The organism is Alloalcanivorax mobilis (assembly GCF_002864685.1).
Lineage (GTDB): Bacteria > Pseudomonadota > Gammaproteobacteria > Pseudomonadales > Alcanivoracaceae > Alloalcanivorax > Alloalcanivorax mobilis.
Genome location: NZ_NMQZ01000007.1, coordinates 23451 through 38448 on the forward strand (window position 1 = coordinate 23451; position 14998 = coordinate 38448).

Annotated in this window: 11 protein-coding genes; 8 read left to right on the plus strand and 3 right to left on the minus strand. The window is 65.8% G+C overall.

Features of this window, described 5'->3' with window-relative positions; all coding sequences use genetic code 11:
* Positions 1-9: 9 nt before the first annotated feature.
* From pbpC to CGS25_RS05850, 3 genes are all read left to right on the plus strand, one after another.
* On the plus strand, positions 10-2313 hold the full coding sequence (gene pbpC / locus CGS25_RS05840) for a penicillin-binding protein 1C (RefSeq protein WP_232802273.1): 2304 nt from the start codon (positions 10-12) through the stop codon (positions 2311-2313).
* Positions 2314-2395: 82 nt separating this feature from the next.
* Positions 2396-2938, plus strand: a complete 543-nt coding sequence (locus CGS25_RS05845; RefSeq protein WP_101674900.1) for a lipocalin family protein — start codon at positions 2396-2398, stop codon at positions 2936-2938.
* A gap of 86 nt (positions 2939-3024) precedes the next feature.
* Positions 3025-3672 carry an SDR family oxidoreductase gene (locus tag CGS25_RS05850; protein WP_101674901.1) on the plus strand — a complete coding sequence of 216 codons (648 nt, stop codon included), beginning with the start codon at positions 3025-3027 and terminating at the stop codon, positions 3670-3672.
* Between the two features lie 12 nt (positions 3673-3684).
* Here CGS25_RS05850 and CGS25_RS05855 read toward each other — a convergent pair whose 3' ends face one another.
* A complete protein-coding gene (locus tag CGS25_RS05855) occupies positions 3685-5310 on the minus strand; it encodes a BCCT family transporter (protein ID WP_089031497.1) in 1626 nt (541 codons plus the stop codon).
* A 295-nt stretch (positions 5311-5605) separates the two neighbouring features.
* On the opposite strand from CGS25_RS05855, the gene CGS25_RS05860 reads away from it, so the two are divergent.
* Complete coding sequence (locus CGS25_RS05860) at positions 5606-7534, plus strand: extracellular catalytic domain type 1 short-chain-length polyhydroxyalkanoate depolymerase (protein WP_101674902.1); 1929 nt, start codon at positions 5606-5608, stop codon at positions 7532-7534.
* Positions 7535-7781: 247 nt separating this feature from the next.
* Positions 7782-8453, plus strand: coding sequence for a TetR/AcrR family transcriptional regulator (locus CGS25_RS05865; RefSeq protein ID WP_232802274.1), 672 nt, complete (start codon positions 7782-7784; stop codon positions 8451-8453).
* Between the two features lie 16 nt (positions 8454-8469).
* Here the strand turns inward: CGS25_RS05865 and CGS25_RS05870 are convergent, their stop codons facing one another.
* Positions 8470-9801: a succinylglutamate desuccinylase/aspartoacylase family protein gene (locus CGS25_RS05870; RefSeq protein ID WP_232802275.1), complete on the minus strand. Its 1332-nt coding sequence runs from the start codon at positions 9799-9801 to the stop codon at positions 8470-8472.
* A gap of 56 nt (positions 9802-9857) precedes the next feature.
* Positions 9858-11759, minus strand: a complete 1902-nt coding sequence (locus CGS25_RS05875) for an ATP-binding cassette domain-containing protein (RefSeq protein WP_089031499.1) — start codon at positions 11757-11759, stop codon at positions 9858-9860.
* A gap of 234 nt (positions 11760-11993) precedes the next feature.
* On the opposite strand from CGS25_RS05875, the gene CGS25_RS05880 reads away from it, so the two are divergent.
* From CGS25_RS05880 to CGS25_RS05890, 3 genes are read left to right on the plus strand one after another with little or no spacing between them, the layout of a single operon-like run.
* Positions 11994-13016: a phospholipase C/P1 nuclease family protein gene (locus CGS25_RS05880; RefSeq protein WP_089031500.1), complete on the plus strand. Its 1023-nt coding sequence runs from the start codon at positions 11994-11996 to the stop codon at positions 13014-13016.
* Between the two features lie 7 nt (positions 13017-13023).
* Positions 13024-14340, plus strand: coding sequence for a hypothetical protein (locus CGS25_RS05885; protein WP_157933786.1), 1317 nt, complete (start codon positions 13024-13026; stop codon positions 14338-14340).
* Positions 14337-14987 carry a hypothetical protein gene (locus tag CGS25_RS05890; RefSeq protein ID WP_101674904.1) on the plus strand — a complete coding sequence of 217 codons (651 nt, stop codon included), beginning with the start codon at positions 14337-14339 and terminating at the stop codon, positions 14985-14987. The genes CGS25_RS05885 and CGS25_RS05890 overlap by 4 nt, the downstream gene beginning before the upstream one ends.
* The last annotated feature ends 11 nt before the right edge of the window (positions 14988-14998 follow it).

Below are 14998 nucleotides of genomic sequence, written 5' to 3' on the forward strand. Positions count from 1 at the left end.
TGGTTGAAGGTGCTGGCGGGGCTGGCCGCCGCCACGCTGCTGGCGGCCCTTGCCTGGCTGCAACTGACGCCGCTGCCGGCGGCCCTGACCGGCGGTGATTACGCCACGCTGATGCTGGATCGCCACGGCCGGCCGCTGGCGGCGCGCATCGCCGCCGACCAGCAGTGGCGTTTCGCGCCGTTGCAGCGGATGCCGGACAAATACCGGCAGGCGCTGCTGACCTTCGAGGATCGGCGCTTTTATTGGCATCCGGGGATCGATCCGCTCGCCATTGGCCGGGCGGCGCTGGCCAATGCCCGTGCCGGCCACGTGGTCAGCGGTGGCTCCACCGTGACCATGCAACTGGCGCGTCTGCTGCGCGATGATCCGCCGCGCACCCTGGCGGAGAAAGCCAGCGAGGCGTTGCTGGCGGTGCGGCTCGAATGGCACCTGGACAAACCACGTATTCTCGCCGAATACGCCAGCCGGGCGCCGTTCGGTGGCAATACCGTGGGGCTGCGGGCGGCGTCCTGGCGCTATTTTCAACGGGCCCCGGACGCGCTGAGCTGGGCCGAGGCGGCGTTGCTGGCGGTGCTGCCCAACAGCCCGGCGCTGATTCATCCGGGCCGGGATCGGGCGCGGCTGCTGGCCAAACGCAACGCCCTGCTGGCCACCCTGCGCCAGCGCGGCGTCCTCGATGCCGCCGACCTGCGCCTGGCGCGGCTGGAGCCGCTGCCGCGCCTGCACGGCGTGCCGCAACTGGCCCCGCGCCTGATGGATTCACTGGCCGCCGCCCCCGGCGCCAGCCCGCTGTTGCGCACCACCCTGGACGCCGCGTTGCAAGGCCGGGTGGCGGAGCTGGCCGGCCAGCACGGCCGCCGCCTCGCCCGTGAGGGAGTGCACAACCTGGCGGTGGTGGTGATCGATCACCGCGATCTGCAAGTGCGCGCCTATCTGGGCAACGTCAGCCACGGCGACCCGCTCACCTACGGCGCGGCGGTGGACATCGCCCGCCGGCCGCGCTCCACCGGCAGCGTGCTCAAACCGCTGCTGTACGGTCTGATGCTCGACGCTGGCCTGATTCTGCCGGATACCCTGGTGGCGGATCTGCCCACTAATTACGGCGGCTACAGCCCGGAGAACTTTGATCGTGAGTACCGCGGCGCGGTGCCCGCCCACGAGGCGTTGTCCCGTTCCCTGAACATTCCGGCGGTGCGCATGCTGCGCGGTTACGGGGTCGGCCGCTTCCAGGACCAGCTCACCGCCATGGGCATGAGCACCCTGTTCCGTTCCGCCGACGATTACGGTCTGACCTTGGTGCTGGGCGGTGCCGAGGGCAGCCTGTTTGAACTCACCTCGATCTATGCGCGGCTGTTCGCCACCGCCCGCGATGGCCAGGCGGCGCCGGTGGGTGTGCTCAGCGATTGGCCAGCGGTGGCCGAGCCGTTTCCGATCAGCGCCGGCGCCGCCTGGCTGACCCTGGATGCCTTGCGCGACGTGGCCCGGCCGGGCACCGCCCGGCAGTGGCGCCTGTACCGTTCCAGCCAGCCGATCGCCTGGAAAACAGGCACCAGCTATGGGCTGCGTGATGCCTGGGCGATCGGCAGCAACGGCCAATACACGGTGGGGGTGTGGGCCGGCAACGGCAACGGCGAGCCGGCGCCCAGCCTGGGCGCCGCCACCACCGCCGCGCCGCTGATGCTGGATATCTTCAGCCTGCTGGGCCCGGCGCGCTGGCCGCCGGCGCCCCTGGATCAGCTGAAAAGCGTGCGCGTGTGCGCGGACGATGGCTATCTGGCCGGTGGCCGCTGCCAGGACAAGGAAGCGCTGGCGCCGCTGCACAGTCATTTCCAGCGGGTGACACCCCACCATCGCCGCATACAACTGGACGCCAATGGGCAGCGCGTGCACGGCGGGTGCGAAGCGGTGGCGCGCATGCACGGCCGCGACTGGTTCGTGCTGCCGCCGGCCCAGGCCTGGTTCTACCGGCTGCGCCACCCGGAATACCGGCCGCTGCCGGCCTGGCGGGCGGATTGCGTGGCCGGCGCCCGCGCCCTTGATCCGCATCCACCGATGGCGTTGATCTACCCCCACGCCGGGGCAGCGCTGTATTTACCCCGGGAAATGGGCGGGCGCCCCGGCCAGGCGGTGTTCCGGGTGGTCCATGAGCGCCCCGGCGCGCGCCTGTTCTGGCACCTGGACGACCGCTATCTGGGCGTCACCGAGCATTTCCACGAATGGGCGTTGCGCGCCGATCCGGGCTGGCACACCCTGACCCTGGTGGACGACCAGGGCTTCCGCCTGGTGGGGCGCTTCAAGGTGCTGGGCGACTGAGGGCGGTCCCGGCTTCACTCGCCGTTCTCCCGTTGATCGCGACACTGCTGTCTCGACAAGGTCAATCGACGAGGACTCCCCGATGCGCATTCTGATCATTCCGCTGTTCGCGGCCCTGCTCAGCGCCTGCCAGAGCGCCCCGGAGCGCCCGCCGGTGCAACTGGTGGACCCTCTGGATTTGGACCGCTTCATGGGCGATTGGTACGTGATCGCCAACATCCCGACGCCATTCGAGAAGGGCAACCACAACGCGTTGGAACAATATCAGCGGGTCGGTCCCCGCGAGGTGGCGGTGACGTTCTCCTACAACGAAGACGGCTTCACCGGCGAGCGTGAAACGATGAACCCCACCGGCTACGTCAGCGAAGACCATAACGCGGTCTGGGGGATGCGTTTTGTGTGGCCATTGAAGTCGGATTATCGGGTGATGTACGTGGACGACGACTACCAGACCACGGTGATTGGCCGGCAAAAGCGCGACTATCTTTGGATCATGGCGCGCACCCCGAGCATCGATAGCGCCACGCTTGAGAGTCTGATCAGGCTCGCCGAAGAGAACGGCTATGAGCGTGGTCAGATCCAGATGGTCCCGCAGCGTTGGCCGGCGCAGCGCGAAGGGCATTGAATCAGGGGTTGAAAACCCGGCGACTCTCTTCATTTTAAAGGGAAGGGCGCTCACGCCCCGCGGTGCAATAACGAAAGGAGAGCGTTATGAAAGTGCTGATCGCCGGCGCTAACGGCAAGATCGGACGTTGTTTGATTCAGAGGATCGCCAAGGATAATACGGTCACCAGCCGGGCCATGGTGCGTGATCCGGCGCAGCAATCGGCACTTCAGGAATTGGGCGCCGACGAGACCGTGGTGGCGAATCTGGAAGGCGATTGCCGAGACGCTTTGAGCGGCTGCGACGCGGTGGTGTTCTGCGCCGGTTCCGGCGCGAACACCGGCCCGGAAAAGACCGTGGATGTGGATCAGAACGGCGCCATCAACCTGATCGACCAGGCGATTGAGACCGGCGTTGGCCGGTTCGTGATCGTCAGCTCCATGCGCGCGGACGACCCGGATAGTGGCCCGGAATCCATGCGCCATTACTTTGTCGCCAAGCAAAAAGCCGACAACCACCTGCGCGCCAGTTCCCTCAATTACACCATTGTGCGCCCGGGTAAGCTCACCGACCACAAGGCCAGCGGTCAGGTGCGGCTCGCTGACCGAATAGACGAATTCGGTGAGATCCCCCGGGATGACGTCGCCGCGGTGCTGCTGGCCGCGCTCAATACACCGGCCACGGCACGGCGCGAATTCGATTTGCTCGCCGGCGACCGGTCGATCGACGCGGCCCTGGCCGCGCTTGATGCTTAGCGCGGAAAGCGCTCAATCCGGGGAGTTGCGGTTGACCACCGTCAGGCGTCGCCGCACCCGCTCCTCCGGCGGCAATTCACTGAACTCATCCGCCTCGAACAGATCGGCGCCCACCGGCGTGCCGTCGTTGCGGTGATACAGCGCCATCAGGGTTTCCCGGCGGTCCTCGCGCAGTTCCTTGATGAGCACGCCGATCATCAGAAACAGCACCAGCGCGAACGGCAGGGCACTGAGCAATGACGCCGATTGCAGGCCGCGCAGGCCGCTCGCGGCGATCAGGGTGATGCAGATGGCGGAGATCAGCACGCCCCAGGTGAGCCGCTTATAGAGCGGCGGATTCAATGAGCCCTGGTCGGTCATCTGCGACACGATGTAGGCGGCGGAGTCCGCCGACGTGACCAGGAACACGAACAGAATCACCATGGTGATGCCCGACAGCCAGTCGCTGTAGGGCAACAGCGCGTACATCTCGAACAGGCCGCTGGGCACGTTTTCCGACACCACCGAGGTCAGGCCGGCGCCGCCGTTGAGTTCCATGTCCAGGGCGGTGCCGCCGAACACGGCGATCCAGGCGCACGCCAGCAGCGGCGGCACCAGCAATACGCCGAGGATGTATTCCTGAATGGTGCGGCCCCGGGAAATGCGCGCCACGAAGGTGCCCACGAACGGCGACCAGGCGATCACCCAGGCCCAGTAAAACACCGTGTAGCGATTCATCCAGTCGCCTTTCTCGAACGGCGGCGAGGTCAGCGACATGCTGATGAAATTGCCCAGATAATTGCCCAGGCCGTGCACGAAGGTGTCCAGGATCAGCACCGTCGGGCCGGTCACCAGCATGTAGCCCATGAAACCCAGGCACAGCCCCATATTCAGGTTGCTGAGCATTTTGATGCCGCGATCCAGACCGCTGTACGACGAGGCCATGTAGCACACGAACATGGCGGCAAGAATGGCGGCCTTGGTCCAGAAGGTGTCCGGCCAGCCGAACACTTTTTCCAGACCACCGTTCATTTGCAGCACCCCCAGCCCCAGCGAGGTGGCCACGCCCATGACGGTGGCGATGACCGCCAGCACGTCCAGCGATTCGGCCACCAGATGACGCCGGGGCACGTCGCGAATCGCCGGCTCCACCATGGTCGACACCAGGCCGGGGCGGTCCTTGCGAAATTGAAAGAAGGCGATGATCAGGCCCACCAGCGTAAACGCCGCCCACTGGCTGACGCCCCAATGGAAAAAGCTGTACTGGATCGCCAGCGACGCCGCCGCCGGGCTGCCCGCCTCGGCGGCGCCGTGGGGCGGCTCGCCCAGGTGCAGAATCGGCTCGGCCATGCCGTAGAACACCAGGCCAACCCCGAACCCGGCGGAGAGCAGCATGCTCAGCCAGGAAAACACCCCGTATTCGGGGCTGCTGTCCTGGGGCCCCAGGCGAGTCTTGCCGTAACGGCTGAAGGCGAGGGCGAGCAGAAACACCACGAATACGAACACGCTGAGCAGATAGAACCAGCCAAAGTAGTAGCTGAGCTGCTCGAGAATGTACTCCGCCGCGGCGGCGAATCGCTTGGGCACGGTGGCGCCCAACGCCACCAAAACCACGATCAGGCTGGCGGAAATCAGGTACACGCGGTGCTTGATCAGCATGGCTCTTCCTTAGAGAGAAGCAGAGAAGGGTTCCACGAGGGTGTCGTGTGCTGCTACCGGTGTCACGTTTTCCCTGTCTGTCCGTTCAAAAAATCGCCGTAATGATGTTTTTTTAACCTGGACGCATTAATTCATCACCTGTAGAGTTTTTATTCATCGCATGATGAATAATGCGATGAACGGCTCGGGCGGGCCGGTGCAACGGTGTATGGGAGTCGCCGTTGCCGCCCCGTCAATGGCCCGGTCAGACCCTGGCCGAGGCTCAGAATAACAACCGACATTCGGAGAACACTCCATGAAAAGATCCGCACTGCGCGCCCTCGCCGGCGCCACTCTGATGGTTCCGGCGTTGCTGGCCAGTAACGCCCACGCCGGCGCCTGGCAGGACAACCAGACCCGTGGCGGTTTCAACCGCGTCCATCTCTACACCCCGGATACCGTCTCGCCAGTCGGCAGTGGCCGGGCTCTGTTGATCGTGTTGCACGGTTGCACCCAATCCATCGATGTCTACAAGAACGCCAACCTGGACGATGCCGCCGAGGAATACGGCATGGTGGTGGCGGTGCCGGACGCCATGAACAAGGCCGGCTTCAGCTGTTGGTCCTATTGGCAGGGCAGCAAATCGCGCACCGCTGGCGATTACAAGAATCTGATCAATCTGGCCAACGATCTGAAAGCCGACAGCAGCCTCAATATCGACCCCAACCAGGTCTATATCGCCGGGCTGTCGTCCGGGGCGTCGTTCGCCAACACCACCGCCTGCCTGGCCCCGGACGTGTTCGCCGGTGTTGGTGTCAGCGCCGGGCCGAGCGTGGGCACCAGTTCCAGCGGCGCGCTCGGGCCCTGCGAGCAGGCCAACGTGCAGGCCAACTGCTCGTCGCTGGCGGGCGGCTACCAAAGTGCCTTCGAAACGCAAATCGCCTCGATCGCCCAGGGCGACGCCGACAGCACCGTGAACCTGTGCTACAACCAGCAAAACGCGGACGGCATGGCGGCGTTGTACGGGGTCAGCGAACTGGCCGGCAGCAACACCCTCAACGAAGGCGCCGGCCACACCGCCGAGGAGCACTTGTGGCAGGACGGCCGCGTTTCGATGCTGTGGTTCAACGGGCTGGATCACGCCTGGTCCGGCGGCGCCGGCGCCTCCGGCAGCTACATCGGCAGTGTCAGCATCAATTACGCCCGCTACCTGGGCGGTTTCTTCGCCGACAATAACCAGCGCGTGGATCGCAATCATCCGCCGGTGGTCGATCAGGTACAGGCCCTGGCCAACGGCCAGAGCATCGAAGTCAGTGGCTCCGCCAGCGACGACGACGGCAGCGTGCAAAGCGTCACCGTACTGATCGATGGCTTGAATGGCGGCGGCGACAGCCTCACCACCTCGGTGGACGCCAATGGTCAGTTCCAGGCCAGCAGCGCCAGCCTCGCCGACGATCTTTACACCGTGGCGGTGAGCGCCACCGACAACAGCGGCGCGGAAAGCGAACCGGCGATCCAGACCGTAAGGGTCGGCCCGGAACCGGCGCCGGCGGCACCGCAGTTGAGCGCCATCAGTGTCAGCCTGGATGGCCAATGCGCCACTGTCAGTGGCCAGGTGGTGGATCAGAACCAGAACCTGGACAGCGTCACCGTGACGTTCGCCACCGGTGACGTCAGCGCCACGGTGGATGGCGTGCAATACAGCGCCCGCGCCTGTGAACTGCCCGGCGGCGCCAACAGCGCCACGGTCGCCGCCACCGACAGCGGCGGACTGAGCGCCACCGATCAGATCGACTTCAACATCGATGCCGGCCAGACCGCTACCCTGGACCAGCACATCGCGGCGGGTCGTCTGGATTACACCAACTACGCCAACTGCTACCTGGAATACGGCACCGCCACCTTCAAGCTCAACCAAACTCCGCTTAACGGCCAATGCCAATGGCAGGACGACGACGCCAGCTGCACCGGCCCGGTGGTGGCCTGTTCAGGCGCCGGTGGTGGTGACAACGGTGGAGAAGACGACGGCGACGACGACGGCACGCCTCCGGCAAGCGGTTGCGAAGCGGTGTCCGCCTACAACTACTACCACAAGGTCGCGGGCCGCGCGTACAGCACCGGCAACGCCCTGGCCCCGGACTATTTCGCGCAGGGCAGCGACCAGCCCATGTCCGGCTCCACCTGGGGGCTGAACACCCTGCACAGCGATGACGGCAGTGTCTGGGAACTGGGCAGCTGTAATTAAGAAGAGGCGCGTCTGACGTCGGACGTCGGGCGCGAAGATCAAAGTCCAAGCCGTCGCTGGCTGGGCCTGCTCTTACGCGGGGTTGTGTAGGAGCAGGCCCAGCCAGCGACGGTTTTGTCTTTTTGGCGCGGAGTGGCCGGCATGGCCTGCTGAGACAACACCGCTGTGGCGCGCCTACAAGAGCCCGCGAGGCTGTTGTACCATGCCGCGCATGGATGCCGGAACAATCGGGTGATCAGGAGAGCGCATGGCGAAAAAACCGGTGGGCCGGCCGCGCGGCGGAGACGGTGCCACCCTGGACCGGGGTGAAATCATTCTCGACGTGTCCGAGGGGTTGTTCGCCCGCCATGGCTACGACGGCGTGACGTTACGCGCCATTGCCCGCGCCGCCTGCGTGGACGTGGCTCTGATCAACTATTATTTCGGCCCCAAACAGCAGCTTTTCGACACCGTATTTCAGCGCCGTGCGCGCATTCTCAACGACGATCGGCTGCGTGCCCTGGCGGCGGCGCTCGCCGAGTGCCAGCCGGCGCCGGTGGAGCGCATCATCGAGGCTTATCTGCGGCCGCTGGAAATGGCGCAGGAAAGCGAGGACGACGGCTGGCGCAACTACTGCGCGTTGCTCGCCTACGTGAACAATTCCTCGGTGTGGGGGCCGGTGTTGATGAACCGGCACTTCGACGCGCCGATGGAACAATTCGTGGATGCCCTGGCCGCCGCCTTGCCACGGGCGCGCCGCGCTGATCTTTATTGGTGTTATCAGTTTATGTCCGGCGCCATGTCGCTGACCTTCGCCAACACCGGGCGCATCGACACCATGTCCGGCGGGTTGTGCCGGGCGGACGATTTCCGCACCGCCTACGACCGCATGATTCCGTTCGTGGCGGCGGGGTTTGAGCGGGTGTGCGGCCCGCTCTGAGCGGTTCGGTTGGCGGTTATTCGGTTTCCGTAGGGGCGTCCGGGTCTTCCGGCGCGCTGGCCGGCGGTGCCGGTTCGCTGCCGTCCTGCGTGGTTGCTTTGTCTTCCTGAGCCTGCTCCGCTTTCGCCTGCACTTCCTCAGCGCTCTTTTCCTCGCCGATGCGGTGGGTGGCGAAGCCGGCGTGCACCACCTGATTGACCGCCATGCCGAGAATGCGGCCGTCGTAGGGGGCGATGATGGCGCTGCCGGTGTTACTGATCGGGTCGGTCACGGTGCCCAGGATCTGCCCCTTTTTGACCTTGTCGTTCAACTGCACTTCTGAAAGCAGGATGCCGCCCTGGGAAGCACGCACCCAGTCCGATTCATAGAACACTGGCTGAGGCGCCCCCCAGAAGCGGCTCGCCTTGCGCATCTTGAGATTTTCCAGAAGGGTGTCCAGGGCCTGGGTGCCGTAACGCACCGCGTCCTCTTCCAGCCGGTTGGGCCCGCCGGCTTCCATGGTCACCGCGATCACCCCTTTTTTGACCGCCGCATCACGCAGCATGCCGCTGGCCGGCGGGCTGTGCAGCACCGTCATGCCACCAAAATTCTTGGCGAAGGCCACCACGTCCGGATTTTCCAGATCGGCGCGCAATTGCGGCTGATTGATGCGCTTTTGCGAGCCGGTATGCAGATCCACCAGGTAATCGCAGTGGCTGACGATGTTGTGAAACAGGGAATACGCCACCCGGCCGGCGGCGCTGCCGTTCTTGTGGCCGGGGAAATAACGGTTCAGGTCACGCCGATCGCTGAGGTAGCGCGAGCCATTGCGAAAGCCATCCAGGTTGACGATCGGCACGCCGATCACGGTGCCGGCCAGGTTACCCGGCTCCAGCTCGTACATCAGACGGCGGACCATTTCGATGCCGTTGAGTTCGTCGCCGTGCACGGCGGCGGTCAGACACAGGGTGGGGCCGGGTTTGTTGCCATGGGCGACCAGTACCGGCACCGGCGTGGCGATTGAGGCGAACGACTGGTCCGGCGTCCAATGCAGGGTGTCGAAACTGCCCGGTTGTACGGTGCGCCCCAGCAAGGCCAGCGGCGCCACCGGCGCTGGCTCGGCGGTGGCGCTGTCTGGCTCGGCGCCGGGCGCGGCTGGTGAGGCATCCGAGCGCGCTGGCTCGCCGGCCGCCGGCGGTTCGGGCGGCGCCGCCACCGGGGTCGCCGGCTCAGCCGGAGAGGTGGGCAGGGTGGGTGCGCGGTCTTCGCTGGCGGCGGGCAGGCGCTCTTCGTCCTCGATTTCGTTGGCGGACAAAGGCGCGCACAGCGACACCATCAACATCATCAGGGCAACACGCGGGCTCGACACGGTGGGGTGGGGCTCCTGTTCAGGCAGTTCAGTTTTCAGTGCGTCGTGGTGGTGGCTTATGGCGATGGCTGGTCCAGTGTTTCCCAGCGCTGGAAGCGCTCGGCGAGTTGTGTTTCCAGATCCTGCAGCCGCTGTTGCGCCTGTTTGAGCTGCTCCGGTGGCGCCTTGTAGAGCTCCGGATCGGCGAGCGTCACGCGCACCTCATCCAGTTGCGTCTCCAAGACCTCGATCTCGCCGGGCAGGGACTTCAATTCCTGCTGCTCCTTGTAACTGAGTTTGCGCGTCTTCGGCGCAGGCGCCGCTGACGGCGGCGGATCGGCGGGTTGCAGCTTGTTGCTTTTGACGCCCGCCGGGCTCTCCGGTTCCGGGCGCTGGCGCAGCCAATCCTGGTAGCCGCCCACGTAGATGTTGGGGTCGCCCGCGCCTTCGAACACCAGCGTTGATGTCACCACATTGTCGATGAATTCCCGGTCATGGCTGACCAGCAACAAGGTGCCCTGGTAATTGACCAGTTGCTCTTCGAGCAATTCCAGGGTTTCCACATCCAGGTCGTTGGTGGGTTCGTCGAGCACTAGCAGGTTGAACGGCTTGGTGAACAGTTTGGCCAGCAGCAGGCGGTTGCGCTCGCCGCCGGACAGCGAACGCACCGGCTGGCGCGCCCGGCCCGGCTCGAACAGAAAGTCCTGTAAATAGCCCATCACATGTTTTTTCACGCCGTTGATCTCGACCACGTCGGAGCCTTCCGCCAGGTTGTCGATCACGCTCTTGTCGCCATCCAGGGTGTCGCGCAACTGGTCGAAGTAGGCCACCTTAAGCTGGGTGCCCTGTTTAACGGTGCCGGTGTCCGGGGTGAGACGGTCCAGCAGCAGGCGGATCAGTGTCGACTTGCCGCAGCCATTGGGGCCAAGAATGCCGATCCGGTCGCCGCGCTGGATGGTGATCGAGAAATCGCGCAGCAGGGTGCGCCCGCCAATCCCATAGCCGAGGTGTTCCGCGTCCACCACCACCTTGCCGGAGCGGTCGCCCTGCTGAATCGACAGCGCCGCGGTGCCGGTGCGGTTGCGCCGCTGGGCGTACTCGTCGCGCAGCGCTTTAAGAGCGCGCACGCGGCCCTCGTTGCGGGTGCGTCGGGCCTTGATGCCCTGGCGAATCCAACGCTCTTCCTGGCTGAGTTTCTTGTCGAACTCGGCGTTGGCGCGCTCTTCGTTGTCCAGCGCCGCCTGCTTGCCGGCCAGGTACTTGTCGTAATCGCCGGGCCAGCTGCTCAGCCGGCCGCGATCCAGCTCGATGATGCGGGTCGCCAGGGCACGAATAAACGCCCGGTCGTGGGAGATGAACACCAGGGTCGCCGGGTAACCCTTGAGGAACGTTTCCAGCCAGCGGATCGAGGCCAGATCCAGGTGGTTGGTGGGCTCGTCCAGCAGCAGCACATCGGGTTCCTGGACCAGCGCCCGCGCCAGCAGCACGCGCCGCTTCATGCCGCCGGAGAGGCCGGCGAAGCTTTGCTCGCCGTTCAGTTCCAGTTTCGAGAGCACCGTTTCCACGCGCTGCACCAGTTGCCAGGCGCCGCGCGTTTCGATTTCGTTGTTGACCGCCTCGAAGCGGCTGAACACGCTGCCGTCGGTGTCTTCCTCAAGGGCGCGCGCCAGTCGTTCGTGCTCGTTGAGCAGGGCGCCCAGCTCGCCCAGACCCTGGGCCACCATGTCGTGGACACTGTGGTCCTGGTCGTCCGGCACTTCCTGCTCCAGGCGCGCCACGGTGAGATCCTGCTGGCGTTCGATCTGGCCGTCGTCGGCCTGCACTTCGCCAGCCAGCACCTTGAACAGGGTCGATTTGCCGGAGCCGTTGCGGCCCACCAGACAGAGCCGTTCGCCCGGCTCGATGACCAGGTCGACCCGGTCGAGCAGGGGCTGTTCGCCGTAGTGGAGTTGCAACTGGCGCAGGGTAATCAATGCCATCGAATCGAACGTCCTGGGTGGCGGTGGGGATTGGGCCGGCAGTCTAGCATTTTCGCCGTGGCCCAGGCAGAGACCGGGGCGGTCGCGTTTAAACAATTGAGCACCACGCTCTATTGTGACTATGGTTCCAGACAGTGGTTTCGGCCGTCGGCCGGCGCCGCTGACCCGAAACCGACAAAAACAACGGTTATAAAAACAACAGGTCCCTGAAAAAGGGACCGCCAAGGAGGGAATATGAAACTGATCGCCGTCGCCAGCGTGTTCGCCGCGCTGCTTGTCACCCAACCCGCCCAGGCCTTCAAGCAAGCCACCCACAAGCGTTTCGTGCTGGACGCGGTGAGCTATATGCAGGCCCATCCGGAGACCACCGAGTTCGCCGCCTTGCAGGCGCTCGCCACTGCTGCCGGCTACACCGTGGCGCAGTTCGCCGAGGTGCTTGGCCAGGGCGCCTACGACGTGGACGACTTCCAGGACACCTATTTCTGCGGTGCCATCACCGGCAACTGCACCTACGCGCCGGTGTTCAATGCCGGTGCTTCGCTGGTCAATTACACCTCCTACTGGCACTTCCAGAATCACACCCGTGGGCCGGACGTGCACGGCAACGACCTGGGCGGCTACAACTACGAGCTGCTCACCGTGTGGGGCGACATCGACAATCTGGCCGCCACCTGGCTGGTGGGCGATTACATGGACGACGGCCCCGGCGGCATGACCGGCTGGTGGTCCAACGACAGCCCCGAGTACGACACCTACGGCGTCACCGAGGCCAACTACCGCCAGGGCACCACGTCCAGCAAGTCGATGTACGATGATTTCGAGGAGATGCCGTTCCAGCCGCTGGATAACCTGGCCCAGTACTGGTACGACCAGTTCATCGCCACGCCCACCGCGCAGAGCCTGGGCTTCGCCCTACACGCCACCGACCTGCTGCAGCCGCACCATGTGTGGACCACTTCGGCGCTCAATCACAGCGGCTGGGAAGGCTGGGTGGAGGATTACTACGACAGCGAAAATCTCGCCGACGAGGCACTGATTACCCAGGCGCTGGCGGACTTCACGCCGCTCAGCCCGAGCGCCACCGACATTCGGCCGTTGTTGACCCAAGGTGGCGCGCTGGCCTACGCCAACGGCGGCATCGTGCTCTCCAGCACCGATCAGACGGACCGCGTGCAGGTGGGGCAGGTGGTGGTGCCCCATGCCATCGCCATGGTGGTGCATCTGCTCAACCATGCCGTCGTGCAGATGACCCTCTGAGAGCGCCGTGAGCCCCCGTGTTGCAGGGTGCTGGCTGGGGCCGCCGCTGGCCTTGCTGCTGGTGGCGGCGGTGGCCTGGCGGGCGTGGCTGCCGGACACCGTGGCGGCGCGCATCGACGGTGTGCCGCTGTCCCGCGAGGTGCTGAGGGTTTTCCTGGTCAACGCCGAGGCCGCCGCCGATCACGGCGAGCCGGTCACCGAGCGGCAGGTGCTGGCCGGGCTGATCGACGTTCACCTGCTGGGCCGCTGGTATCGTTCCGAGCGCTGGGCGCACCGGCCGCCGGAGCGGGTCGGTTACGACCGCGCCAGCCGCGAGCGTCGCCAGCTGTACCTGCTGGTGCGTGGCGCCTACGCCGCCGAGCTGGCGCGGGCGTTGCACGAGGACGGCCGTCAGTCGCCGCTGGCCTATCTGCTCGAGCCGCCGGCTCTCGATGTCGACGCCCTGGCGCCGCTGCTCAAGGTGGAACCCGGCCTGTACGCCACCCTGCCCGAGACCCGCGCCGACGCCGCCCGTGGCTATGTGCTGGCGCACTACCGGTTCGCCGGTGGCGAGCGGCGCAGCGTGACGTTATGGCAGCTCTACCAGCGCCAGAATCTGCAAATGAAGGTGCAGTTCCAGGCGCTTAACGTGGCCGCCATGGGCGAGGCACTGCGCCAGTTCATGGCGGAAGCGTACGTGCTCGACTGGTTCGAACGCCGTGCCGGCCTGCCCGAGCTGGATCGCCGCTGGGTACGGCAACTGGTGGCGGACGCGGAAGATCAGCGAGCGCTGGTCTATGCGTTGGGCCTCAGCGATGATCCGCACGATGACAACCCGCTGTTGCGGCAGCAGGCGGCGGCGATCCGCCCGGCGGCGATCCGCGATTTTTATCGCCGCCATCGGCGGGACTTTGAACGGGTCGAGGCGGTGCGCGCCGGCGTGCTGCGTCTGCCGTCCCAGCAACTGGCGGATCGGGCCTACCAGAGCCTGCGCCGGGGCACGCCGGCGACGGCGCTGGCGCGCATGGAGGGCGTGGCGTATCAACCGCCGCACTGGATCGATCGCGGCAGCGGCCACCCACGGTGGCTGACCGGTTTCGCCTTTGTTCAGCAACCCGGCCAGCCCTCCGCGCCGGTGCGTGCGCCGCTGGCGGACCCGCCGGCGCACTGGGTGATACTGCTGGTCGAGGAACGTCGCCTGGGCTATCAGGACCCGGCCAGCGAAAGCGTGCGTTATCAGGCTTCCATGGCGCTGGCCCACCAGGCATTGCAACGGCGCTTTGAGCAGGGCCTGACGCACTGGCGTTCGCGCAGCGTGTTACAGATCAATACGGAGATTCAATGATGAAACGGCTATGGATGGCATTGATGGTGTTGGTGGCGATGACCCTGGCGTGGTGGGGCTGGGCCGGTGAACGCGGGGCGCCGGCCCGGCCGGGCCCGCCGAGCAATGTGCCCACCGCCACCAAGGCGGCGTTGCCGGCACCGCCGCCCGCCGCTGGTGGCACGCTGCCGGCCACGCCTCGGCGCAACACCGCGCAAGACGTGGCGCGCCCGTCGTCGTCGCCGGTGGCGACGGGCGGCATGGCGCTGCCCCGCTTGCGTGCCGAGGCGGTGGCGTCGCTGCGTTACGCCCGCGTGCACGGTGATCCGCGCCGGCCGCCGCTGGCGCCAGCGGCGGCGACGCGGATCCTGCCCAGCGACGAAGAGCTGGCTGATCCGGCGCTCTATCAGCGCTATGAACAGCGCCAGAACCAGCGGGTGTACGCCTCGTTTCTGGCCGCCTCGGAACAGAAGATCAGGCAGTTGGCGCCGCTGGTGGCGCGCGCCGAACGGGAAGGCATGGCGCCGGCGCAACTGGCTGAGGGGCAGCGCAAACTGCAAGGTCTCAAAGACCGCCGCAAGGAAATGCTGGAACGCTACCCGCAATTGCAACCGGTTCAGGACACCGGGCCGGTGTCCGACCTGAATCAGGACAGCGCCGAACGCTAACCTGACGCGTC

What these genes read in the sequence shown, in the direction of transcription:
- CGS25_RS05850 (WP_101674901.1), top strand. Translation starts at nt 3,025, where the DNA reads ATGAAAGTGCTGATCGCCGGCGCTAACGGCAAGATCGGACGTTGTTTG.
- CGS25_RS05865 (WP_232802274.1), top strand. Translation starts at nt 7,782, where the DNA reads ATGGCGAAAAAACCGGTGGGCCGGCCGCGCGGCGGAGACGGTGCCACC.
- CGS25_RS05890 (WP_101674904.1), top strand. Translation starts at nt 14,337, where the DNA reads ATGATGAAACGGCTATGGATGGCATTGATGGTGTTGGTGGCGATGACC.
- CGS25_RS05880 (WP_089031500.1), top strand. Translation starts at nt 11,994, where the DNA reads ATGAAACTGATCGCCGTCGCCAGCGTGTTCGCCGCGCTGCTTGTCACC.
- CGS25_RS05855 (WP_089031497.1), bottom strand. Translation starts at nt 5,310, where the DNA reads ATGCTGATCAAGCACCGCGTGTACCTGATTTCCGCCAGCCTGATCGTG.
- CGS25_RS05875 (WP_089031499.1), bottom strand. Translation starts at nt 11,759, where the DNA reads ATGGCATTGATTACCCTGCGCCAGTTGCAACTCCACTACGGCGAACAG.
- CGS25_RS05845 (WP_101674900.1), top strand. Translation starts at nt 2,396, where the DNA reads ATGCGCATTCTGATCATTCCGCTGTTCGCGGCCCTGCTCAGCGCCTGC.
- CGS25_RS05860 (WP_101674902.1), top strand. Translation starts at nt 5,606, where the DNA reads ATGAAAAGATCCGCACTGCGCGCCCTCGCCGGCGCCACTCTGATGGTT.